24 protein-coding genes are annotated in these 24,497 nt (G+C 46.3%); 4 read left to right on the forward strand and 20 right to left on the reverse strand.

Features of this window, described 5'->3' with window-relative positions; genetic code table 11:
• Complete coding sequence (gene zapA / locus KNP93_RS02150) at positions 1-237, reverse strand: cell division protein ZapA (RefSeq protein ID WP_012371043.1); 237 nt, start codon at positions 235-237, stop codon at positions 1-3.
• Between the two features lie 119 nt (positions 238-356).
• On the opposite strand from zapA, the gene rnhC reads away from it, so the two are divergent.
• Entirely contained in the window at positions 357-1,277 is a 921-nt protein-coding gene (gene rnhC / locus KNP93_RS02155) for a ribonuclease HIII (RefSeq protein ID WP_131502775.1), read from the forward strand.
• A gap of 18 nt (positions 1,278-1,295) precedes the next feature.
• Here rnhC and KNP93_RS02160 read toward each other — a convergent pair whose 3' ends face one another.
• Positions 1,296-2,765: a UDP-N-acetylmuramoyl-L-alanyl-D-glutamate--2,6-diaminopimelate ligase gene (locus KNP93_RS02160; protein ID WP_214852883.1), complete on the reverse strand. Its 1,470-nt coding sequence runs from the start codon at positions 2,763-2,765 to the stop codon at positions 1,296-1,298.
• 544 nt (positions 2,766-3,309) lie between these two features.
• Here KNP93_RS02160 and KNP93_RS02165 point away from each other — a divergent pair.
• Entirely contained in the window at positions 3,310-3,747 is a 438-nt protein-coding gene (locus tag KNP93_RS02165; protein WP_214852885.1) for a MarR family winged helix-turn-helix transcriptional regulator, read from the forward strand.
• Positions 3,744-4,928 (forward strand): MFS transporter, encoded by a 1,185-nt coding sequence (locus KNP93_RS02170; protein ID WP_214852887.1) that lies wholly within the window; start codon positions 3,744-3,746, stop codon positions 4,926-4,928. The genes KNP93_RS02165 and KNP93_RS02170 overlap by 4 nt, the downstream gene beginning before the upstream one ends.
• A 102-nt stretch (positions 4,929-5,030) precedes the next feature.
• Here the strand turns inward: KNP93_RS02170 and pheT are convergent, their stop codons facing one another.
• The 8 genes from pheT to infC form a co-directional block, all read right to left on the reverse strand.
• Positions 5,031-7,427, reverse strand: coding sequence for a phenylalanine--tRNA ligase subunit beta (pheT, locus tag KNP93_RS02175; RefSeq protein ID WP_214852889.1), 2,397 nt, complete (start codon positions 7,425-7,427; stop codon positions 5,031-5,033).
• Positions 7,428-7,439: 12 nt separating this feature from the next.
• Positions 7,440-8,462, reverse strand: a complete 1,023-nt coding sequence (pheS, locus tag KNP93_RS02180; RefSeq protein WP_026827762.1) for a phenylalanine--tRNA ligase subunit alpha — start codon at positions 8,460-8,462, stop codon at positions 7,440-7,442.
• Positions 8,463-8,771: 309 nt separating this feature from the next.
• Positions 8,772-9,527 carry a TrmH family RNA methyltransferase gene (locus KNP93_RS02185; protein WP_026827761.1) on the reverse strand — a complete coding sequence of 252 codons (756 nt, stop codon included), beginning with the start codon at positions 9,525-9,527 and terminating at the stop codon, positions 8,772-8,774.
• A gap of 3 nt (positions 9,528-9,530) precedes the next feature.
• Positions 9,531-10,613: a M42 family metallopeptidase gene (locus KNP93_RS02190; RefSeq protein ID WP_012371055.1), complete on the reverse strand. Its 1,083-nt coding sequence runs from the start codon at positions 10,611-10,613 to the stop codon at positions 9,531-9,533.
• 12 nt (positions 10,614-10,625) lie between these two features.
• Entirely contained in the window at positions 10,626-11,108 is a 483-nt protein-coding gene (locus tag KNP93_RS02195; RefSeq protein WP_071500229.1) for a dUTP diphosphatase, read from the reverse strand.
• A 116-nt stretch (positions 11,109-11,224) separates the two neighbouring features.
• A complete protein-coding gene (gene rplT, locus KNP93_RS02200; RefSeq protein WP_012371057.1) occupies positions 11,225-11,584 on the reverse strand; it encodes a 50S ribosomal protein L20 in 360 nt (119 codons plus the stop codon).
• A gap of 37 nt (positions 11,585-11,621) precedes the next feature.
• Positions 11,622-11,816 (reverse strand): 50S ribosomal protein L35, encoded by a 195-nt coding sequence (gene rpmI, locus KNP93_RS02205; protein WP_012371058.1) that lies wholly within the window; start codon positions 11,814-11,816, stop codon positions 11,622-11,624.
• A gap of 27 nt (positions 11,817-11,843) precedes the next feature.
• Positions 11,844-12,374 (reverse strand): translation initiation factor IF-3, encoded by a 531-nt coding sequence (gene infC, locus KNP93_RS02210; protein WP_012371059.1) that lies wholly within the window; start codon positions 12,372-12,374, stop codon positions 11,844-11,846.
• Positions 12,375-12,807: 433 nt separating this feature from the next.
• On the opposite strand from infC, the gene KNP93_RS02215 reads away from it, so the two are divergent.
• Entirely contained in the window at positions 12,808-14,277 is a 1,470-nt protein-coding gene (locus KNP93_RS02215) for a catalase (RefSeq protein ID WP_214852891.1), read from the forward strand.
• Positions 14,278-14,322: 45 nt separating this feature from the next.
• On the opposite strand, the gene KNP93_RS02220 is transcribed toward KNP93_RS02215, so the two are convergent.
• The 10 genes from KNP93_RS02220 to mutM form a co-directional block, all read right to left on the reverse strand.
• Positions 14,323-15,519, reverse strand: a complete 1,197-nt coding sequence (locus KNP93_RS02220) for a glycoside hydrolase family protein (RefSeq protein WP_214852894.1) — start codon at positions 15,517-15,519, stop codon at positions 14,323-14,325.
• 108 nt (positions 15,520-15,627) lie between these two features.
• Entirely contained in the window at positions 15,628-17,568 is a 1,941-nt protein-coding gene (gene thrS / locus KNP93_RS02225) for a threonine--tRNA ligase (RefSeq protein WP_131502782.1), read from the reverse strand.
• Between the two features lie 321 nt (positions 17,569-17,889).
• Positions 17,890-18,807 (reverse strand): primosomal protein DnaI, encoded by a 918-nt coding sequence (gene dnaI / locus KNP93_RS02230; RefSeq protein WP_131502783.1) that lies wholly within the window; start codon positions 18,805-18,807, stop codon positions 17,890-17,892.
• A gap of 12 nt (positions 18,808-18,819) precedes the next feature.
• Entirely contained in the window at positions 18,820-20,175 is a 1,356-nt protein-coding gene (locus KNP93_RS02235) for a replication initiation and membrane attachment family protein (RefSeq protein WP_026827756.1), read from the reverse strand.
• A gap of 67 nt (positions 20,176-20,242) precedes the next feature.
• Positions 20,243-20,725 (reverse strand): transcriptional regulator NrdR, encoded by a 483-nt coding sequence (gene nrdR / locus KNP93_RS02240; RefSeq protein WP_114595266.1) that lies wholly within the window; start codon positions 20,723-20,725, stop codon positions 20,243-20,245.
• Between the two features lie 13 nt (positions 20,726-20,738).
• Positions 20,739-21,107, reverse strand: coding sequence for a hypothetical protein (locus KNP93_RS02245; RefSeq protein WP_131502784.1), 369 nt, complete (start codon positions 21,105-21,107; stop codon positions 20,739-20,741).
• A 107-nt stretch (positions 21,108-21,214) separates the two neighbouring features.
• Positions 21,215-21,601, reverse strand: a complete 387-nt coding sequence (speD, locus tag KNP93_RS02250; protein ID WP_214852902.1) for an adenosylmethionine decarboxylase — start codon at positions 21,599-21,601, stop codon at positions 21,215-21,217.
• 258 nt (positions 21,602-21,859) lie between these two features.
• A complete protein-coding gene (locus KNP93_RS02255) occupies positions 21,860-22,903 on the reverse strand; it encodes a glyceraldehyde-3-phosphate dehydrogenase (protein ID WP_114595263.1) in 1,044 nt (347 codons plus the stop codon).
• A 176-nt stretch (positions 22,904-23,079) separates the two neighbouring features.
• A complete protein-coding gene (coaE, locus tag KNP93_RS02260; protein ID WP_131972398.1) occupies positions 23,080-23,667 on the reverse strand; it encodes a dephospho-CoA kinase in 588 nt (195 codons plus the stop codon).
• The gene (gene mutM, locus KNP93_RS02265; protein ID WP_131502786.1) at positions 23,664-24,494 is read right to left on the reverse strand and encodes a DNA-formamidopyrimidine glycosylase; all 831 of its coding nucleotides are present in this window, start codon (positions 24,492-24,494) and stop codon (positions 23,664-23,666) included. Before mutM ends, coaE begins: the two co-directional genes overlap by 4 nt.
• Positions 24,495-24,497: the final 3 nt, after the last annotated feature.

Here is a 24,497-nt window from a genome sequence, read left to right on the forward strand (position 1 = left end):
TTAAAGTTCACCCAAATTCTTTTTGATTTTGACATAATCACTACCGATATTGAGAGCTGCCAAGACAGCAATTTGTCGAACGTCGAGTTGTGGTGCCTGGTCTCTGATTTCACGAATTTTTGTATCCACGAGGAGACCCACTTCGCGTACATGTTCAGGTGACTCCGTTCCGACAATCGTATAATCGTTTCCTGCAATATGAATCGTCGTCCGGTTCAACCCTTCTGAATCAGCCATTTTCCTGTCCTCCTCATACTTTGCTTCATTCATATAGTACCATCATTTTTGAAATAGGAAAAGAAGTCCACCATCCGACTTAAGGATGGTATGCTTATTTCCGAAAGGGTGATTAAGCCATGGGAACAGTCGTTTTAAAGTTAACAAAAGAAAAACAAGAAACCGTCATTTCGGATTTTGGACGTCACCAAGTCTCTCCTCCTCCGTATGCACGTTTCGCCGCCCGAACAACCGGATGTATCTTGACCGTCTATAATTCAGGTAAAGTCATGTTTCAAGGACAAGAAGCAGAAACAGTCGCTTCCCGGTATGGCTCGCCTGTTGCAAAAAAAGCAGCTTCGACGGCAAGCGGCTCCTTACCTGAAGGATTTGCCAATTGGTCGGTTGTCGGCAGTGATGAAGTCGGAAAAGGTGACTTTTTTGGTCCCTTAGTCGTCGTTGCTGCTTATGTCGACAGCACGAAAATCAAACTGGTCCGTGAGCTCGGGGTCCGTGACTCTAAAAATGTCTCTGATCCGGAAATCCGAACGATTGCGCGTGATCTGCATGCTGTCATTCCTTATGAATATCGTATCCTTCATAATCCGGATTACAATCAAATGCAACGGACGATGACACAAGGCAAAATGACCGCCCTGCTTCATAATGCGGCGCTTAATGGATTACTCACTCAACTGGAAGAACCGCCGCAAGCCATCTTAATTGATCAATTCGCCGAAAAGGCCACCTATTATAAACATCTTTCCGGAGAAACAAAACAAGTCAAAGACAATGTCTATTTTTCAACGAAAGCAGAAGGATTACATGTCGCTGTCGCGGCAGCTTCTATCCTAGCACGGGCCATCTTCTTAAAGGAGATGGACAAATTGAGCCGACAGACCGGCATGGAAATTCCTAAAGGAGCCGGTGCTAAAGTCGACCAGGTCGCTGCTTCCCTCTTGTTAAAATACGGACCTGAACGCTTACAAGAATGGACAAAATATCATTTTGCCAATACGAAAAAAGCAGAAGCTTTAGCTGAGAAAAGAAACCGACCATAATCAAAAATGGTCGGTTTTTCACATGGCAGACTCTTGACCGGATAATCGAATCAGTTCATCCGTTAAAATCTTGATTTCATCGAACGGAACATGCTCCGTCCCAATCTGTTCAAACCGTTCATGTCCTTTACCGACGATGACCATCCGCTTTCCGGCCAATGCAATCTTTGCCGCAATCTGAAGTGCTTCTTTTCGTGACTCATGACACGTAATGATTTTCCGGGGAGCGATGTCACTCAGAAGCTCTTTAATGATCTGCTGCGGGTTTTCGTGCCTCGGGTCATGAACCGTCACGATGATTCCATCACAATACTGACTGGCAATACGTCCCATCACTGCCCGTTTGGAACGATCCCGTTCACCGGCTGCACTCAATACCAGATATAAGGGTTCACCCGGAAGAGACAATGCTTTCAGACATTTCTCCAGTCCGTCCGGTGTATGTGCATAATCAATATACACTTCACACCCCTCGAACGGAATCTGTTCCAAGCGTCCTTTTGGCAAACGAAGTTCCGGTATATGTCGAATCAATTGGTACATATTGACTTCACCTGCCTGCATCAGTCCGATTGCCGCCGCAAGATTCGCCGCATTGAAGTCTCCAAGAAGAAAGACCGGAACCTCAGTCACTGTCCCGTCAATCCGGACACTGACTGTTTCTTCTTTCCATTCCACCGTGATGGGTGCTTCCGACAACGCATTTGTCGCATACCAAGTGACAGGTACCCCTTCCGCTGCTCTCGCCATGACGTGGCTCGCCGGATCAGCTTCATTAAGAATGACCGCTTGACCACCGCTCGTTGCGACTTGTTTAAACAACAAGGCTTTTGCCTCCGCATATTCTTCCATCGAGGCATGATAGTCGAGATGATCATGGGTCAGGTTCGTAAACGCCGCTGCATAAAACTGTACTCCTTCGACGCGCCCTTCCATTAAAGCATGGGAAGAAACTTCGATTATACAATCCGTGACGCCCTGCTCGACCATTTGATGTAACAGACGATGTAAAATGATGGCTTCCGGTGTCGTATTCGGTGTATCAATCATCTCTCCGTCAATCATCGCACCAATCGTACTGATCATTCCTACCTTATGTCCGGCAGCACGGAATAAATCATAGGTCAATTTTGTTGTCGTCGTTTTTCCGTTCGTACCTGTTATTCCATAAACCCGCATTTTTTGACTCGGATGGCCGTAAAACAAATCCGCCACTTGTCCTGCAGCATGTTTTGTATCCTGTAACATGACGACCGGAACGGCTAATCCATGTAATGGCTCTTCCGCTAAAATTGCAACGGCTCCGTTTGCAACGGCCTCTTCGGCATACTGATGACCATCAACGGTATATCCGCGTACACAAATAAACAGACTCCCGTTTGTCACTTCGCGCGAGTCTGTCGCGATACTCGTGATGGAGGGATTTTCTTCGCATGTAAGTTGGAATGGAGCAATTAATTCTGACAGATGTTTATATGGACGATTCATGATGTAGGTTCTCTCCTCCTAAGTTTAAACGAACGGTGACATTGTTCAGACCGGTTTTGCCGCTAAAAAATACAGGTCATCTCATCTCCAGTTAAACTTCAGGTGATGATGGTAAAATTAAGTTAAGTAATGAAAGAGTACATCTCCGACTTTTTTAACATGTATTGTTATTCAGAATCAAAGGTATCATTCGACGAATTCAGCCCAGTATCGAACAACAGCTCTCTTTTCGTAAAATTACCCTATTTCCGGCAAGCTGTAACGTTTTATTTTTAATAGCCGATCATTTTGGCTTCTAGAAATTTCAAACTCTTCATTTAATGCGCTTAACTAATCCGCTATGTGCTTAACTAATATGCTTAACTAATGTGGTGACTCCATCATCTGATTGATGCACGACGACTACTCGAATCGACTGCTAGCTGCATCAATTACCTTCATGTTGACCATCCTTTCCGCTTCCTTCAGAAAAATCACTTGTCATCGTGTCATCGATCCGGTATACTCCTTTAAGTTAACTAGTTAACTTAAAGGAGTTTTTTATATGAACACATTTCAAGAAGATTTGTTAGGACAATTATCCAAAGTAGCACGCCTCGCCAAACGTGATATCGATGCGGCGCTTCTGCCTTTTTCATTACACACCGGACAATGGGGTTTAATCAAAGCGGTCGCCATTCTCGAACCCGTTTCGCAAGTTGCCTTATCTAAATACTTAGTCATTGAAAAACCCGCTGTCACCAAGACCGTTGCGCGTCTCGAAGAGTTGGGCTACATCACGCGAACGGGTTCTGGGCGTAAACGCCTGATTACTTTAACCCCTTCCGCCCGTCAGTCTTATCGTGAAATCGATCAAGCAGTCCAGTCGGCTCATCGTGCATTTCTGCAACCTGTTTCAGTCGACGACCAAACCATCATTGCAGCAGTCATGACACAATTACTGGCAACACACCGTCCAAATGAACAGGAGGATTCCCTTTGAAAAACCGTTTATTTCATCGTCATTACGTACTGACTTTATTGATTAACCTGTTGTTGTTCATTACATTTTATCTACTCAATGCTTCGCTTCCGTTACTTGCCGCTAAACAATTTGATGTTTCACAAGCTGCACTGGGCTGGGTCGTCACCAGCTTCATTTTAGCAACTGTCTGTTCCCGACCATTAATTGGTCATTGGCTTGACCGCCACGATGTCAAACGGATGCTGTTAATTTCAGCAGTATTGTTCACAACGATGAGTGTTTTGTATCTGTTGGTTCTTCCCTTGAATTCTTTTTTATATCTCATCATCGTCCGTATTTTTCACGGTTTTAGTTTCGGGATGTTGTCTTCATCCATCAGCTTGGCCGTAACGACACTCATTCCGAAAACCCGCCAAGGTGAAGGCATGGGGTACTTTGTTTTATCCATGAATCTCGCATCCGTTCTCGGACCGGTCATTGGACTCAGTTTGATTCAACACGATGCCTTTTTCCTTTATTTCATCACGGTCGCACTGCTTGCATTCGTTTCACTCGTTCTGATGATCCGTTTGCCGTTGACGAGTCAACATGTACCGAATACGCGGGTATTCCGGCTTCATCAATCACTTTTCCTGTCCCGTCCGTTATTATTACTTGCAACTGCTCTGGCCGGTGTCGCAATCTCCAGTACAGCGGCTTTTATTTCGCTGTATACGGATTCGATTGGCCATATTTCCTACGCCTCTTACTTTTATGCCCTCGTCGCTCTTGGCATGGTGGCAATCCGTCCGCTTGCCGGCAGATGGTTTGACCAAAAAGGACCAGGCTTCGTTTTATTTCCTTCTTACCTGCTCTATGGTCTCGGTTTTATTCTTTTAGGAGTTTTCCCTTCGTTACCCGGGTTACTTTTGGCTGCACTCATCATCGGAATCGGGTCGGCTTCGATTTTCCCCGGACTCCAGACGGTGATGCTGACCTATGCCGCACCACACCAAAAAGGGAAAGCCATTTCCACCTTTTTCTTGGCTTACGACAGCGGGTTTGGTCTCGGCGCATTACTACTGTCGGGTCTTGCAGCCAAAATCGGCTACTCGAATATGTTTTTGTTTTGCAGTGCCATCGTCCTCACAAGTGGTTTCATCTACTTTATTTTCAACCGCCGAAATGAACCACCGCATGAGCAAGAACTTGCTTCATGATTTTCTGTATGCATCAAAAGAGAGCTGGATGTACATTCATCCAGCTCCCTTTTTCGGGCAATCATTTACTTTTGAGTACATCTTGAACGCTGTATGACACGATTAAGAACGTAACTCGGCTTCAAACGATGATTGAAGAGCTTCGATTACTTGTTGATGGGCTGTCGCGACTTCTTCATCGACGAGTGTCCGTTCTTTATTCTGATACCGTAACGAGAATGCAAACGACTTTTGACCGGCTCCGACATTATCACCGGTATACACATCAAACAGTTCCACTTGTTTCAACAGAGGACCTGCCGCTTGCACGATGACGGCTTCGACTTCACTCGCAGATACTTCACGCTTCAGCACAACCGCGACGTCACGTGTCATCGATGGGAAACGTGAAATCTCTTGGTAGACGCGAGCTTCTTTTGAGTGCAATGTCATCGCATCGAGTTCGAAGACATATACTTCCTTCAGACCGTATTCTTCTTTAGATAATCCAGGATGAACTTGTCCGACAAAGCCAATTGCTTCACCGTCAAGGAAAATCCGTGCCGTCCGGCCCGGGTGCATCGATTGCATGGCTACAGCTTCATACGTTAAGGAGACATCAAGTGCTTCGGCGAGCGTCTCGACGATTCCTTTCATGACGAAGAAGTCTGCTTTGACATGCGTCCCGTGAACACGGTGTTGCTCTGCCAGCCCTACCATGATTCCTGCTACCATTTCTTGTTCAAGAGGCAAGGTCTCAAGTGAAGCATCACGTTGCAGATAAACACTTCCGAGTTCATAGTAGGCAAGGTCTGCATGTTGCCGCGCCGCATTGTGTTGTGCGACTTCAAGCAATCCCGGAATCAACGAGGTCCGGAGTGTTGAACGGGCTTCACTGATCGGCATCGCTAGTTTAACAGGATGTAAATCCTGCTGTTCGTTGAATTGCATTGCGCGTTGCTCACTCGTCAAGGAGTACGTAATCGCTTGTGAGAGACCTGCACCTTGAAGAAGGTGACGAATCTTACGGCGATGCTGGTTACGTTTTGGTAAGAAACCGCGACTCGCTTCCCGCGGTAGGCTTGACGTCAACGCATCATATCCGTAAAGACGGGCGACCTCTTCCGCTAAATCAGCCGGAATCATTAAATCTTGACGACGTGTCGGTACACTTACTGTCAATGCATCTGCTGACAGCTCGACTTCAAGACCAAGACGTTCGAGCAAATCTTTCATGACAGTTCCTTCAATTTCCATACCAAGACGGTGGTTAATATACGAGACACTACCTTCAATCAGATGATCCTCCAGTTGAAGTGTACCGGCTTGGGCTGTTCCGGATAATACCGTACCTCCTGCAAGTTCAGCAATCAGCATTGCGGCCCGATCAAGTGCCAACACGACACGACGCGGATCGACACCTTTCTCAAAACGCGAGCTCGAATCCGAACGAAGACCTAACACGCGGCTTGTTTTCCGAACGGATGCCGGTGCAAAGTAAGCAGATTCGAGGACAATCGAAGTCGTCGTTGTATCAACTTCCGTGTTCGCTCCCCCCATGACACCGGCAAGTGCCACCGGACGTTCGCCGTCTGTAATGACGAGCATTGACGGATCAAGTGTCCGTTCAACTTCATCTAATGTCTGGAACGTTTCACCGGCTTTTGCTTGGCGCACGACGATTTGTTGTCCTAATTTTTTTGCATCAAAAGCATGCAACGGTTGTCCCGTCTCCAGTAAGACGAAGTTCGTGATGTCGACGACATTGTTAATGGGGCGGATTCCGTTCGCGATCAGACGATTTTTTAGCCATAATGGGGATTCACCGATTGTAATATCACGAATTTCCCGGGCCGCATAAAACGTACAGGCTTCCGAGTCCAGTTGAACGGTGACTTGAGTCGATGCCGTTCCCTCAGGTACTTCGACGTCCGGGAAGACAGGTGTTGAATTCAAGATTCCAGCAACTTCGTGTGCCACGCCGTACATACTCAAACAATCCGAACGGTTCGGCGTCAATCCGAGTTCCAATACCTCATCATGCAGACCAAGCAATTCAAGGACGTCCTGACCCGGTGTGACCGGTTCACGGAACGTATGAATGCCATCCTGTTCATCTTCACGGATGTATTTTTTCTCCAATCCGAGTTCTTCAAGCGAACAGATCATGCCTTCTGAAACAACACCACGCAGTTTAGCGCGTTTGATTTTAATGCCAGGCAGACGGGCTCCGACACGAGCGACGATGACATCTTGTCCGGCATCGACATTCGGTGCACCACAAACGATTTGAACCGGCTCTTCTTGCCCGATATCGACCGTCGTGACGTTTAATTTATCGGCTTCCGGGTGTTTTTCTTTCGTCAGAACGCGACCGACGACGATATTACTTAAGTCAGCATCCCGCACCTCGACAGATTCGACTTCAATCCCACTTTTCGTAATCAAGTCAGCTAATTCCTGACCTGTCTTCTGACGAACATCAACAAATTCCTGTAACCATTGTTTTGAGACTAACATCTGTTTTCCCCCTTAAAACTGTTCGCTGAAGCGAACGTCATTCGTATAGAAGTGGCGAATATCATCAACACCATATTTCAACATGGCGATTCGTTCAATCCCCATTCCGAAGGCGAAGCCAGACATTTTCGTACTGTCATATTCCGCCATTTCAAGCACGTGCGGATGAACCATACCTGCTCCTAAAATTTCAATCCAGCCTGTCTGTTTACAGATGTTGCAGCCTTTACCGCCACATTTAAAACAGGACACATCGACTTCGACCGATGGTTCAGTGAACGGGAAGAAGCTTGGACGTAAACGAATTTCACGTGCTTCACCGAACATTTGTTTAACGAATGCTTCAAGTGTTCCTTTTAAGTCTGCCATTGAAATCTCTTCGCCGACGACCAGACCTTCGACTTGCATGAATTGGTGCGAGTGCGTCGCATCATCTTCATCCCGGCGATAGACTTTTCCGGGACAAAGAATCCGGATGGGTTCACCTTTTGAAGCGAGCATCGTCCGCGCTTGTACCGGTGATGTATGGGTACGCATTAAAATCTCATCCGTGATGTAAAACGAATCCTGCATATCACGGGCCGGATGATCTTTCGGCAAATTCAACATTTCGAAGTTGAACAAGTCCTGTTCGACTTCCGGACCTTCAGCAATCGTATAGCCAAGTCCGACAAAGATATCTTCGATTTCATCCGTTACTTGTTGCAGTAAATGCGCTTGTCCGACCTGTTTCGGACGACCCGGAAGTGTTACATCAATCGCTTCGAGCGCTAATTTCGCATCCATTTCCTGTTGTTTTACATCGACAAGGCGTTGTTCGAGTTCTGTTTGAATCACACCGCGGACGGCATTCGCGATTTCTCCAACGACCGGTCGTTCTTCTGCTGAAAGTTTTCCCATTCCCCGGAGAACTTCTGTAATCGGTCCCTTTTTACCAAGATATTTCACCCGGACATCGTTTAATTCTTTTTGTGTACTTGCCTGCTTGACCAGTTGTAGCGCTTCATCACGCAATGCTTCTAATTGTTCACGCATATTCCTCACTCCTTTTCCAAATAAAAAAATCGTCCCTCCGGCAAAATGCCGAAGGGACGATTCAATTTAATCGTGGTACCACCCTTGTTCGACCTGAATTCCTCAAGTCCTCAAGTGGCGCGGTAACGGGCGCCTCCCGTCACGATCTCTCGTGCGACTCCGGAGTGAATTCAGCTAGCAGACTCGTAAAGAAGCTCCCAGTCTAAGGCTTCCTCTCCCTGATCGAATCGTTTTCTAACCTACTCTGTTCCATCGTTGTCTAGGTAAATATGATGCTGTAATTCACTTTAGCATGAACGTTCCTTGGATTCAATCAGCCGGAGCAAAATGATACAGTAAAATACCAGCGGCAACTGCCGCATTTAAGGACTCTGCTTTTCCGCGAATCGGGATGTATGCCCGACCATCACACTGATCAAGCAACTCGGGAGCAACACCTTGCGCTTCGTTTCCGATAATCAATCCGATGGCACCCAGGTTCTCAACATCTGTGTACGGTTGAGCTCCACGTAAGTCAGTCCCTAAAATGAAGACACCCAGTTCATGTAAGTCTTGAACGGCTTCTTCAAGTGACATCATGATGACCGGTAAATGGAAGATGGATCCTTGTGTCGCCCGGAGGACTTTACTGTTGTAGACATCAACCGTTCCATGTCCGATGATCACTCCGTCGAATCCGGCAGCATCTGCCGTCCGAATCATTGTACCGACATTACCTGGATCCTGAAGACGGTCGAGTAAGAGGTAACGTCCGCGTTCCAAGCGTTCAGTTTGCTGTTTCATCTCACAGACAGCAAAAATCCCTTGTGTCGTTTCTGTTTCAGAGAGTACTTTTGCGACTGATTCATCAATCGTGATCAAATCAGCGGCATTCTTTTTCCACGAACCCGGTACTTGAACATCTTCGCGCACGATTAACTCTTTAATGATTCCGGCACGAACGGCTTCTTCGACTAAATGTTCCCCTTCAATCAGGAAACGTTTTGTTTGCAGACGTCCTTTTTTAGTCAGTAATTTTTTCCATTGTTTAACGATTTCGTTTTTTGCAGATGAAATGTGTTTCATAGTTTACCCCTCGTAAATCGCTTGGACCGTCTCTGCATCTAAACGTTTTGTTACCGCGACGATCAAGTCCACGGCTGCTTCGAAATCTGCTTTATGCATGATTGAAACATTTGTATGCAGGTAGCGAATCGGAACAGTCAGTGCAAGAGAAGGCACACCTGTATGAGACAGATGGAATTTCGCTGCATCTGTTCCACCACCCGGTGTCAGATCCAATTGATATTTAATGTTTTCTTCTTTAGCAACAGTTGTGACAAAATCAATCAATCCACGGTGTGCAATCATTGTGGCATCAAACAGGATGACTTGAACGCCTTCTCCGAGTTTCGACAAAGCTTCACGGTCCGTCATACCTGGTGTGTCTCCTGGAATTCCTGTATCGACTGCAAACGCAATCGTCGGGCGAAGCAGATTTGCAATCGTTTGAGCACCGCGTAAGCCGACTTCTTCCTGCACGGTAGCACCGGCAAAAATCGTATTCGGGTGCCCCTCTTCTTTTAAGCGTTTGATCGCTTCGATTGCAATGGCGCACCCGACACGGTTATCCCACGCTTTTGCCATCAAGAAATTATCATTTTTCATCACAGTAAATTCGCAATGCGGAACAACCGTATCTCCCGGTCGGATCCCCCACCCCTCGACTTCTTCTTTCGAAGTAGCGCCGATATCGATGAACATCTCTTTGATATCGACTGGTTTATTGCGCGCTTCCGGTGGTAAAACATGAGGTGGTTTCGCACCAATCACACCTGGAATGACTTCGCCAGATGACGTGACAATATTCATACGCTGCGCAAGAAGAACCTGTCCCCACCATCCACCGAGTGGTTGGAAGCGAAGGAATCCCTTCTCATCAATCTTCGTGACCATGAATCCGACCTCGTCCATATGCCCGGCAATCAAAATCCGTGGTGCATCTTCTCCCGCCCCTTGACGTTCGGCAAACAAACTGCCTAATCCATCTTGATGGAAGTTTTCTGCATGCGGTTCGAGATATTCGCGCATTAATTGACGTACTTCTTTCTCATTTCCGGGAACACCCGTTGCGTCCGTAAGACGTTTCAGCATATGTAATTGTTCATTCATCTGATTTCCTCCTCAGTAACCGTTGTCTTGGCGAACGTGATTCGCCTCGTTTTTCGCGACATAAGCTTTGAAAATCATTTCTTGTGTAAATCCAAGTGTAGCACCTAATGCGAGATAAGCACCAATCAGAACATCGTAACTTTGTTCTGTCCGCGAAATCGCAAACACGTTTGTCTTATTATAGACATCTAAAAACGCATCTGTCGCCGTCAGGTAGTAATCACCTTCGACAAATTCGTTTTTACGATACTCTAAAGAAAGTCCTAACGAAAGTAGAAAATGGACACCATCCACATACTCTTCGAGAATCGTGACTTGAGCCGATGGTCCTTTTGTCGACCAGAATTTAAAACAACGCGTTTCGTTCGCAAGCTCACCAAGCTCCACTAATAGCGCCAGCAAACGTTCATCAAATTGATTTCCCGTCAAATTATGTTCTGACTGAATCCGTTTATCCAATTGTTCCTGCATTTCAAAAAGTGTCAACCAGTCCATCTTAATTCTCCTTTTAATCTAAAAAAATTGCCTCAGCCCATAAAATGCGCTTTTTTATTTTACCATGAATCCAAAAAAAACGCCGGAGAATTAAATTCCCCGACGAATTGTAGAACTTAAGCGTTCAATTTTGCTTTTGCTGTGTCAGCAAGTGAAGCAAATGCAGTTGCATCTGTAACTGCGAGGTCAGCGAGCATCTTACGGTTAACGTCGATACCTGCTAATTTAAGACCATGCATCATGCGGCTGTAAGAAAGACCGTTGATACGTGCAGCCGCATTGATCCGAGTGATCCAGAGGCGACGGAAGTCACGTTTCTTTTGACGACGGTCACGGTAAGCATACATGAGAGATTTCATGACCTGCTGTTTTGCAACCTTGAAGAGTGTATGTTTCGAGCCGTAATAGCCCTTAGCTAATTTGAGTTGTTTTTTACGACGTTGACGAGTCGTATATCCGCCTTTTACGCGTGGCATATAAATTCCCTCCTAAATCTGTGTACGATTGGGTAAATTACTTAGCGATCATGTGACGGATACGTTTAAAGTCACCCGATGATACCATGCTAGCTTTACGTAATTTACGTTTCGCTTTAGTTGATTTGTTACCGAATAAGTGGCTTGTGTAAGCACGACCACGTTTCAATTTACCAGAAGCAGTACGTTTGAAACGCTTAGAAGCACCGCGGTGCGATTTCATTTTAGGCATGAGAGATTCCCTCCTACTTCGATTCGATTAGTCTTCTTTCTTTGGAGCAAGCACTAGGAACATGCTGCGTCCTTCCATCTTCGGTCTCTGTTCAATGACACCGAACTCGCTTAATTCTGTAGCGAGACGTTCGAGGACACGTCTACCGATTTCTGAGTGAGTGATGGCACGTCCGCGGAAACGAATGCTCGCTTTCACTTTGTTACCATTCTCCAAGAATTTCTTCGCATTACGGAACTTCGTTTGGAAGTCATTCTCCTCGATTGTCGGGCTGAGACGGACTTCTTTCATCTGAATCACTTTCTGATTCTTCCGAGTTTCTTTGTCCTTTTTTTGTAACTCAAAACGGTATTTACCGTAGTCCATGATTTTACATACTGGCGGCGTAGCTTGTGGTGCGACCATGACGAGGTCAAGGTCAGCTTCCTCAGCTAAACGTAACGCTTCTGTACGCGACTGGACTCCAAGTTGAGCACCATCCGCTCCGATAAGACGAACTTCTCGAGCGCGAATGCCTTCATTGATTAACAGATCTTTGCTAATGGTTAGCACCTCCATCGTGCAGAGCACGAAAAATGAATGATATAAAACGCTATAAAAAAAGCGTCGGCAGTTTTTCCCGCCCACACTCATAAAGTATACAATAGTCAGAGAACACTCTACTATCACATATCATCATGATGGACCAGCATAGATTGCTATACGTGGTGAGAAGCGGGATGCTTCTGCTTTGTTGTCATTTCACTTTGCTATCATAGCACTTGTTTTCCCTCGATGTCAAGCCGCTATATCTGTTCGGTTAGAACGTTGCTCAGATACTTGATTATAATAGCAATCCTGTCTCGTTTTAGCAAGAAGTTTCTAAGGTTGTTACCCTGGGTAAATAAAAAAGGGCAGAAAAAGTTTTCAGAATTTGCAGAGCATTATTCTTTATTTAGAATAATTATTGTTTTATAATCAATGTAATCTTTTACATAAGGGGGAGTTATTAATGAATGAAAAACGATTAACCACTAATCAAGGTGTTCCGATTGGCGACAATCAGAATTCGCGCACGGCAGGTCGTAGAGGTCCTACATTACTCGAAGACTATCAATTGATTGAGAAAATGGCCCACTTCGACCGGGAACGTGTTCCGGAACGTGTCGTTCACGCCCGCGGTTTTGGTGCACACGGGGTCTTCACAGTGAAAAACTCGATGAAGAAATATACAAAAGCTGCGTTCCTTCAAAACGAAGGTACAGAGGTTCCTGTATTCGCTCGTTTCTCAACCGTTATTCACGGTACACATTCTCCTGAAACATTACGCGATCCACGCGGCTTCTCGGTTAAGTTCTATACAGAAGAAGGAAACTGGGATTTCGTCGGTAATAACTTACCGGTCTTCTTCATTCGTGATGCGATGAAATTTCCGGATATGGTCCACTCGCTAAAACCGGATCCACGTACGAATATTCAAGATCCGGACCGCTACTGGGACTTCATGACATTGCGTCCGGAATCGACAAACATGTTGATGCACCTGTTTACAGATGAAGGTATTCCGGCAAGCTACCGTAAAATGCGCGGTTCATCCGTCCATGCTTTTAAATGGGTGAATGCACACGGAAATACGGTTTATGTCAAATTGCGTTGGGTGCCGAAAGTCGGTGTCCATAACCTGACAGCGGACGAAGCGACAGAAATTCAAGGAAAAGATTTCAACCATGCTTCAAACGATACGTTCCAAGCAATCGAAGACGGAGACTTCCCGGAGTGGGATCTGTTCGTCCAAGTTCTTGACCCGTCAGATGTCGACAATTTTGACTTTGATCCGCTCGATGCAACAAAAGACTGGTTCGAAGATGTCATCCCGTTCCAACATGTCGGCACAATGGTCTTAAACAAAAACGTCGATAACTACTTTGCTGAAACTGAATCAGTCGGTTTTAACCCGGGTGTCTTAATTCCAGGCATGTTGCCTTCTGAAGATAAGTTGCTTCAAGGACGTCTCTTCTCTTATTCAGATACGCAACGTTACCGGATCGGAACAAACTACCAACAGTTGCCGATCAACTGTCCGTTCGCTCAAGTCAACAACTACCAACGTGATGGTGCAATGCCGGTCGGACAGCAATCAAGCCCGGTCAACTATGAACCGAACCGTTATCAGGATGAGCCGAAACAGACACCGGAATACACGGAAGAAAACCAACCGTTGTATGATGACATCCATGGCCGTCTCGAAATCGAAAAAACTAACAACTTCGGTCAAGCCGGTGAAGTATACCGTCGCATGACAGAAGAAGAACAAATGGCACTCCTGAACAATTTAGTGGATGACTTAAAACAAGTCCGCCATGAGAATACCGTCTTGCTTGCCATCTGTAACTTCTACCGCGCGGATGAGTCGCTTGGTAAAAAATTATCAGAAGCGCTAAAAGTCGATATCCAACCGTTCTTACAACAAATGCAAAAATAATGTTTCCATAAAAAAAAGTCTATTCCGTAAAGGAATAGACTTTTTTTATGGAACAAAATTAAAGCGTTCCGATGTTTCCGCCGAAAAAACACCTAACTTGGAAAACAAAACGACTTGATTTACTGTTGCTTGATTTACTTCGTTCTGACGAAAGCTCAGTTTTTCTTTATCCGTAAACCGATTGTACAGCGGCTTGAATCCATAATTGACGTGTGGCTGAAATTGAATGGCCCGGTCGATCTTTTCCAGACGATTCTGTTTGATGCTGCCACCGACTACTCCTCGTCCCAAGATAGCGATGGCTTTCCCATCTGGACGGTGAACGTTTCGAATCGTATTGTATTGAATGACCGGTTGGTTCCAGTTCATCATTGAAATCGCATGATCTTTCGTCCCGTCAATCACGTTATTTAAAATACGGACCGCCGTATGCGGACGATTTTGAGAGTATTGGTGTGTGCCGATTGCGACATTAACATTGGTGAAGCCGTTATTTCGAATCGTGATGTCATGATTCGGTGTCCGGTCTTGCGCCGACCATTTCCATTGAAATCCTTTCGTGACCGGATCCGGCGTATCCAGATTAATGGATTCATTCGGACCTGTCCCGGCAATCATCTTCGCATCGACAAAGTGCATGTTTTCAATGAGTGCCGTTTTTGTCGCATCCAGTTCAATCGCATGCGATCCTTGTTGATGACGGATCGTGATTCCCCCGAGATACAGATTTTCATTATGTGCGATGGCAAAAGCCGAGCCGCGTGGAAAATAATTCAAATCGATTTGAGCACTTCCCCGTCCGATGATTTTGATATTTTTGGATCCACTGTATGTTCCGACCGTTGTATTTAACCGTAAAACAGAGGGCGGTACTAAATCAAAGATACTTGTTGTTGCTTGAAGCTTTGGCGTCCCGGTCTCCTTCGTCTTCTTGATGATGACACCATCCTCTAAAATGATGGTCGTATTGGAAGGAATCCCAACGCGTAACGGGGAAAGATACACGCCTTTTGACAAGACTAACGTCCCTCCGCCTTCTGCCTCGATTTTTTCAAGGTACGACCGGAGAGTATAATGATTTTTGGTTTGGCTATTATATGTCGAATAAGCGCGAAGTGCAGGATCAATTGGCTCTGTCTGTGGCGTAATCCGGTAACTTTTCATACTGATCGCATGTTCTGTATCAGGTAAAAGCAGAAATACCAAGACCAGACATACTCCGAGCATCATTCTTCTTTTCATTTTTTCATCTCCCTTCTCTGTCCCTATTATCGGTATTCAGACATAGAATCTGTAGGACAAAAAAAGAGGGCAGCTGTGAGCCACCCTCTTATTGCTATTACTAAATCCTTATTTTGAACGGTTTGCGATTTCTTGTTCCAAATCACTGACGAACTGTTCCAGTGATGCGTTGCTTGAATCTTTTGAACCGTAACGGCGGATATTGACTTCACGCGCTTCGATTTCTTTATCACCCAAAACGAGCATGACCGGTACTTTGTTGACTTGCGCTTCCCGAATCCGGTAACCGAGTTTTTCATCCCGGAAATCTGTCTCGACACGAATCCCTTTTTTCAAGAGCATCGTTTTGATTTCACGTGCGTAGTCTTCATGTACGCTTGAGACCGGGATCAATTTGACTTGAACTGGTGCGAGCCACGTCGGGAACGCTCCTTTGTACTCTTCAATCAAGTACGCTACGAATCGTTCCATCGTCGAGACAACACCACGGTGTAAGACGACAGGACGATGATCTTGTCCGTCGTTTCCTTTATACGTCAGCTCAAAGCGTTCAGGCAAGAGGAAGTCGAGTTGGACGGTCGACAGCGTTTCATCTTTACCGAGCGCTGTGCGGACCTGCACGTCAAGCTTCGGTCCGTAGAATGCGGCTTCGCCCTCTGCTTCGAAGTACGGCAGTTCGAGCTCATCCATCGTTTCTTTTAACTCACGCTGCGCCATTTCCCAAATCGCATCGTTGTCGAAGTATTTTTCTTTATCGGCCGGATCACGGTACGACAGACGGAACTTGTAGTCTGTGATGCCGAAGTCGGCATATACTTCCTGAATCAAGTGGACGATTGCTTTGAACTCTTCCTTCATTTGATCCGGACGAACAAACGTATGTCCATCATTGAGAACCATGTAACGGACACGCTGAAGACCTGTTAACGCACCCGACATCTCATACCGGTGCATGCCACCGAGTTCTGCAACGCGGAGCGGTAAGTCACGGTACGACCGCGGTTCATTTTTATAAATCATCATATGGTGCGGACAGTTCATCGGACGGAGAACCAACTCTTCATTGTCCATCTCCATTTTCGGAAACATATCATCTTGATAGTGATCCCAGTGTCCTGATGTTTTGTACAATTCAACCGAACCAAGAACCGGCGTATAGACGTGCTCGTATCCTAGTTCAAGTTCTTTATCGACGATATAACGCTCGACCGTCCGGCGGATGGCCGCCCCTTTTGGTAACCACATCGGTAATCCTTGTCCGACATCTTGAGATGTGAAGAACAAGTCGAGTTCTTTGCCGAGTTTTCGGTGATCGCGTTCTTTCGCTTCCGCCAAGAAATGAAGGTGTTGTTTCAGTTGGTCTTTGTTTGCCCATGCTGTTCCGTAAATCCGTTGCAACATCTTATTTTTCGAATCCCCACGCCAGTAAGCACCAGCGATGCTCATCAATTTGAAGACTTGTAACTTAGCCGTCGCCGGCACATGTGGTCCGCGGCATAAGTCGAAGAACTCGCCTTGACGATAGAACGTTAAATCCTGATCGGCAGGAATCGATTCAATCAATTCGATTTTAAGCGGATCATTTAATTCCTGATAAACAGCTAATGCTTCATCTCGTGAAACGACTTCCCGCTCAATCGGTAAGTTTTCACCGGCAATCTTATTCATCATCTTTTCGATTTCCGGCAGGTCTTCCTCTGTCAGGCGGCGCTCCATATCGATGTCGTAGTAAAACCCGTTTTCGATCGTCGGTCCGATTCCGAGATGGATCGTTTCGTCCGGGTACAGGCGTTTAATTGCTTGTGCCATTAAGTGAGCAGATGAGTGACGGATTAAATCCAGTCCTTCTTCCGAATCCGGCATGACGAGTTCAATCGAACCATCTTGCTCAATCGGACGACGGTAATCGATGACTTGTCCGTTTAATTTTGCGGCAAACGCTTTTTTCCGTAATCCCGGGCTGATTGAAGCGGCGACTTCTTCAGCTGTCGTTCCGGCTGTAAATTCTTTTACTGCACCATCTGGAAATGTAAGAGCAATGTTTGACATGACTGCTTCCCCCTATAAATTAAAATAAAAAAGACCCATCCCTCAAAAAGGGACGAGTCTCAATCTCGTGGTACCACCCTCGTTCCCGAACATGTTTCCATGTACCGGCTCGAACACGCGATAACGGGCGTGACACGCAAGCGGATTAGCCCCGCTTGAGCTATGAGGGAGTAAAGAAATGACGGATTCCATGAGAAGCTTTCACCATCCTTCTCTCGCTTGTTTGGTCCCTGTTCATTTTTCATGTCCTCAATCGTAGCTGACATCTATACAGATCGTGTCCTTAGTATAGCGAAAGTCGAACTTCTTTGACAAGAGAAATTAATAGCGCCGTCGGTTTTCACCTAAAAACTCGACCGGATTCGTCGTCGTCCGGATCCGTTCCATCAGACGCATCGCTTTTAGTTTATCTCCCTGGTCATTCGTAATCCCGAAATGCAACTCCAGTTCGTCATACGACAGGTTGGAACTGAACAGGGTCGGCAGACGGTGCATCATGCGGTATTGCAGGATGATTCCGAATAATTCATCGCGGACCCACGGACTGATTGACTCCGCTCCGATGTCGTCAATCAACAAAACCGGCACAGTCTGAAAACTTTCCAAAAACGTATCGAAACTGTCCGACCGGATCCGCCGCTTCGCTTCCGAGACGAAACCGGGTGCATGAACCAAAATTGTCGCAACCCGTTCCTTTTTTAATGCATTCCCGATTGCAGCAAGCAAATACGTTTTCCCGACACCAAAACTGCCGTGCAGGTACAATCCTTTGACTTGTTGTTTTGAACGGACTGTATTTAAAAACTGTGAAGCTGCACGCAAAGCGAGCTTCCGGTCCGTCGTCGTCAAATCAAAGTCACTGAAGTTCGCATCCCGGACTTCATCCGGTAAGAACAGACTTTTAAATTTCTTTTCGAGAGCCCGCTCGTTTTCACGGTCGCGTAACGCCTGGGTTTTTTCATAAGCAACCATGATCTGACCTTTTTCTAAATGCAGGACAGGTTGATACCCTTCGATGACGGCCTTCTTTTCAATGATTTGATTCCCGTGCATCTGTTCAGCATACTCGTTTAGTTTCAGCATGCCCCGTTCAATCGTCCGTTGATCAATTTCCGGGTGCGTCCGTAAAAACATGATAACTCCCGGATGTGACAAGACACGCTGATGAATGGCTCGAACCGATTCTGCCACGTCCGGCCGGTTTAAAATCTTTTCAATCGATGATTGGATATGTTCCATCTCACTACTCCTTTATTTGCCTTTGAGTTCCCGCAGAATCCGTTCCATTTCTTCATCATCTGGCACCTCAGCTTCAAAACTGGCTTTTTTCGTCGCTTCATATTGCTGTTGTTTTTCTTTTTCTTCCTGCAACCATTTCGGATTCGGCCCGGTCGCATTGGAACGACCTCTTCGTCCACCGACCGTTTGCCGTGAACGCTCTTGTTTCTGATCCTGCTTTTTCGAAATCAATTCGTCCTGTTCTTTCGTTTTCGCCAATGCTTCGGCTGCCGTGACGTATCCTTTTTGTTTCCAGTCATCCACGATCGAGAGAAGGAAGTTCTTACTGAAACGGTTATCCTTTTTAATGACTAACGCATAATAATAGGCTGCGTTGACGATTCCGGACGACATCTCATAGTCGATGATCAATTGCTGAATCAACTCTTCATCACGCTCCGACAGTGCTTTGACTTTTCTTAGTTTCGCAACGTAATGCTTCGGATGCGTTCCTTCCATCGTCTCCGTTTCGCTCAGCTCCCCGACCTCTACTTCTTCGAGAACGGCAACCTTGGCTTTCTTTTCCCGGCTGAGTTTCTGCTTCGCCGACAGCATCATCTGTTTACACCGTTCTTGCTTTTCACTGTCCGTCATCGGCAAGTACGCTTCATGACGGAAACGGGCGTTCAGGAGTTCTGCCATGAGGGCTTCGTTCGATTGTGTGACGTACGCCAGTTTCAACAACAGATGGTCAATCGATTTCGTATAAAAACTGCGTGGCAAGAAGCGATCGGTTTGGCGTTTCATTTCTTCAAGGTCAAACGAATAATCAAATTCGTAAGCTGCCCGTTCCTGTTTCGCATAGGATTTCGGCTGATGCGCAGAGGCGAGTCCTGCCTTGACGTCAAATACTTGATCAAACCGGACAGTCCGGTCGACGACGTTTTTCGGTAGCGGATCAGTCCGGAAACGATTTTGTAAAGCACGGAAACGAATTTCGCCGACGCGGTAGAACAGTAAGCTCGACAGCACCCCATCGTTTAAAAATGTGTTTGGTGCTAACGGGACACGGATTTGATAGACATAACGGTAAGCGGCCTGTTTCGCTTCAAAGGTCCGGATCAAACCAATCCCCTCGAGCTTAAACAGTTCTTCTTTGAATTCATCGACTGAAAATCCGAGCAGCGTGCCGAGTTCTGCATGCGAGATGTATTGCGATTTCGTCTTACCGGGAATCATCTCGCTCCAAAACGTTTGGTACAGACCAAGCGCTTTCACACCGATAATTGGTTGATACAGATAGTAGAGGGACTGATATGCTTCCCGGTCGACGACACCATTACTCATGATCAAGCAGAGATCGGTCCCTGACAATTCACGTTCCATCATTTGCTTCATCCCTTCTTTCGTGAGAAAAAGAGAGGGCGTTCTGAACAGTCAGACGACCTCTCCTTCATTAGGTTTGATTTTCCCGTTCAGTGTCTTGATGACGTTCCATCAATTCGGATAATTCCTGGAAAAAGACATTGATGTCTTTAAATTGCTTATAGACACTGGCAAACCGGACATACGCTACTTCATCGACAGAAGCGAGTTCATTCAGCACGAGTCGTCCGACCTGTTCGCTCGGAATTTCATGTTGTGCCGTTGCTCGTAGTGTTTTTTCAACCCGGCTGACGACTGTTTCCAGTTGTTCAATGGAAATCGGCCGTTTTTCACATGCTCGGACTAATCCACGCAAGATTTTGTCCCGATTGAATTCGTCACGTGTTCCATCTTTTTTGACGATGATGAGAGGCGTTTGTTCTACCATCTCAAATGTCGTAAAGCGATAGCCACATGATTCACATTCCCGCCGTCTGCGAATCGAACCAAAATCTTGCACGGGTCTCGAATCTAATACTTTTGTCCCGTTATAGTTGCAGGCTGGACAACGCATGTCGTACCTCCATTCACGTAATTTCTTTCGTACCGATCATTTTTAAACGATACGTCGAATCAAGCTCCTGATAAATGGATTCAATCCATTTTTCAAGATCGGGACCAAGCAAACCGTCGCGGTGCAGGAACAAATCAACAGCCGTACGGCCGGATCCCACCATGATGACAGTCGCCAGACCATCTAAGCCAGGTGCACTAAACGCAAGTTCTCCGCGCCCTTGATCGATCCGCTTAACTTTTCCCTGTTGTTTTGTTACTGTCGCTTCCACCCCCGTAAATAACATCTCTACGGTCGCTGCATAGTAATGGGTCCGTAACTTTTCGTTTTTATGTGTATCTGACGTTTCCATTTGTTTTTGTAACCGTTCTTTCAGTCCCATTCCCTCATCACCCTTTTTCTGTTTTCTTCTACTATTAAGAATAACAGACGTCAGACATATTAAAAAGCCCTCGCCATAAGACGAGGGCTTGTTGATTCGTGTTTTTGTCAGTTAACGTGCTGAACCTTAGCAGCCGGAACTTCAACAGGTCCCATACCACGTGGAATTTCGACATTTTCACGGATTTTCGCATCGAGTCCGTCAGCGATATAATGCGCTGCGATGGTCGGATCGATTCGATCGCCACATGTAAATACATCAACAGATGCATAACCATGCTCTGGGAAACTGTGAATCGTTAAATGCGATTCAGAAATAATAACGACGCCGCTGACGCCGTGTGGAGCAAACTTATGGAATGCGACTTCGCGTACTTCCGCACCTGCTTGAAGTGCTGCATCAACAAAAAGTCGTTCTACAAATTCCATGTCGTTCAATTTTTCAGGATTACAATCCCAAAGTTCTGCAATAATGTGTCTTCCCATAGTATCCATTTGTGGATCCCCCCTACATTCAATGGTCTTCAAAGTAGTTGATCACTTACTTTGCGCCTGAGTCGTTCGCACCCACGGGGGAAAGTTAGTCCAGAGAGGTCCTAACCCTTTAAGCTGCGATTGCCAGACCGATTGAAGTTCACGATTTGAATTATAGCGAGTATCAAAAAGATACACAAGGATAAATTTCGAATTTTAATATATTTTCTCGAAGAAAACGCTCTACAGGTTGCTGTAGAGCGATTCTTCATTATTATTTTATTTTAACTCCAGTTGTTTTTGTTCGTTTCCGCTTGCCTCGATATGTGCACCAACCAGATGAACGAGATCGACGACACGACATGAGTATCCCCACTCATTGTCATACCAAGCGAGGACTTTGACCTGTCGTCCCCCCATGACCATCGTCGACAGACCGTCGACGACTGTTGACTTCTCTTCTCCGTTGAAGTCGATCGAAACGAGTGGTTCCATCGTCAGACCGAGTATTCCGTCGAGCGCTCCGTCCGCTGCCTTCACGAATGCCTCATTGACTTCAGCGACTGTCGTATCGCGGCTGACTTCCACAACCAGATCGACCAGTGAGACGTTTGGTGTCGGAACACGGAGTGCCAGTCCGTTGAGTTTTCCTTCGAGGTGCGGTAAAACGAGTGAAATCGCTTTGGCTGCTCCGGTCGAAGTCGGAATGATCGATGATCCGCAAGCCCGTGCCCGTCGTAAATCCTTATGCGGATTATCGATATTATTTTGATCATTCGTAAAGGCATGAATCGTCGTCACAAGACCCGATTCAATCCCGAACGCCCGGTCGATGACTTGAACGACAGGTGCGAGACAGTTCGTCGTGCACGAAGCGTTCGAGACGATCGCATCCGTCTCGTGATCATACATCTCGTCATTGACCCCCATGACGATCGTACGTAAATCCCCTTTGGCTGGCGCCGTGATGACGACTTTTTTAGCTCCGGCCGTCAAATGTTTTTCAGCACCTGTTTTTGAATTAAACTTCCCGGTTGCCTCAACGACGATATCGATGCCCAGTTGCCCCCACGGCAACTGTTCCGGGTCGCGCTCGCTGACGATTTGAATTTGTCGTCCATTCACCATCAATGCCCCATCAATGATGTCGACTGGATAAGCAAATTTCCCGTGAACCGTGTCATATTTGATGAGATGTGCCAATGTTTCCACCGGATAACTTGCATTAATGGCGACAACCTCACTTTTCCCCTCAGCGATTAGACGCCGGAATACCATTCGACCAATTCGACCAAAACCGTTAACTGCCACCTTGACTCCCATTTTCGGATCCCCCTTCAATGTGACGGATGATGCTCCGTTTACAGATAGAACTATATCATGAAATGTAAGCGATTTCATTACGTAATCTAAAAAAAGTGAGAGAAGTTGGTAACTTTCTCCCACTTTGATTACGAAAACACTTTTCCAGGCAGAAAACCGATCTAAACGGTTTTCCTTTATGCGGAACGAATCGTTTTTAGCCAGTCATCGATTTGCCGGTATAATGCTTCTCGTGTACTTTCATTAGTCAGAACGTAGTCTGCCAAACGCTTTTTCTGCTCGATATCGAGTTGCGCATCCATTCTGGCTTGCGCCTCTTCTGCTGTTAGATGATTCCGCTCCATCAAACGTTGCTTTTGTAATTTAGCAGGGCAATAGACCACTACGACTTGATCGACAAGTTGTTTCCAGTCTCCTTCTAGCAGTAATGGAATATCAAAAACGATGATGGATTGTCCGGCCTGTTCGTTTTGAGACGCCATTTCTAACATCTGTTGCCGAATTTTCGGATGCATCAGTTCATTCAGGATGATCCGCTTTTCATTATCGTGAAAAATGATATCCCCGAGTTTTGAACGAACGAGTTCCCCTTCTGAAAAGGCTGTCGGAAAAGCGGCTTTGACTTCCTCATAAGCCAACCCGCCCGGTTCGATGACTTGACGGGCGACAAGATCCGCATCGATGACGACGACACCCTGTTGTTGTAGATAGGCAGAGACCGTACTTTTTCCGGTTGCAATTCCTCCGGTCAGTCCGATTCTCATAAAGCCACCTGTTGGCATGTCGGACAGAAGTGCGTCCCTCGTCCACCTACTTTGATTTTCTCGATTGCTGTCCCACACCTCGGACAAGGTGAACCGGTTTGTCCGTACACAGCAAGCTGTAATTGGAATTCACCTTTTCCGGTCGGAGACACATAACTCCGAATCGTGCTCCCGCCGCCTTCAACGGCTTTCCCTAACACATCCACACCGGCAACATGAATCCGTGAGATGTCATCTAACGTCAAAGCCCCTGATTTCGTTAACGGATGGACCCGGGCAGCAAACAACGTCTCATCGACATAAATGTTCCCCAGTCCTAAAAAAATCGATTGATCGAGTAGCGCGGTTTTAATCGGGCTCCGCTTTTTCCGGATCAGGTTTTCAGCCAGGACTTCTGCCGTAAACGTCGGATCAAACGGTTCCCGTTCGAGTTGGGCCAGTGGCGGGACCGACATCGCGGTCTCTTTCTCGCGCAGCTCCATCGTGCCGAATTTCCGGACATCGTTGTAATGCAGTTCCGAACCGTCTGTAAAGCGGAAGATGACATGTGTATGCTTATCCTTCTCAATCGCCTGCGGATAAGGGAAATACTTCCCTTCCATCCGCAAATGACTGACGAGATAAAATCTTTCAAACGTAAACAGTAAAAATTTCCCCCGACGCTCGACCCGTTCGATTCGCTCTTGCTTCAATGCATCAACGAACGGTGCGACTTCCATTCCCCGAATCATCTTCGGATGAAATACTTTGACGGAAGAAATCGTTTTTCCGGAGACCGTCCGTTCCAAGCTTCGTCTGACGGTCTCGACTTCAGGTAATTCAGGCAACTT

Source organism: Exiguobacterium sp. s166 (genome assembly GCF_018618855.1).
Classification (GTDB): Bacteria; Bacillota; Bacilli; order Exiguobacteriales; family Exiguobacteriaceae; genus Exiguobacterium_A.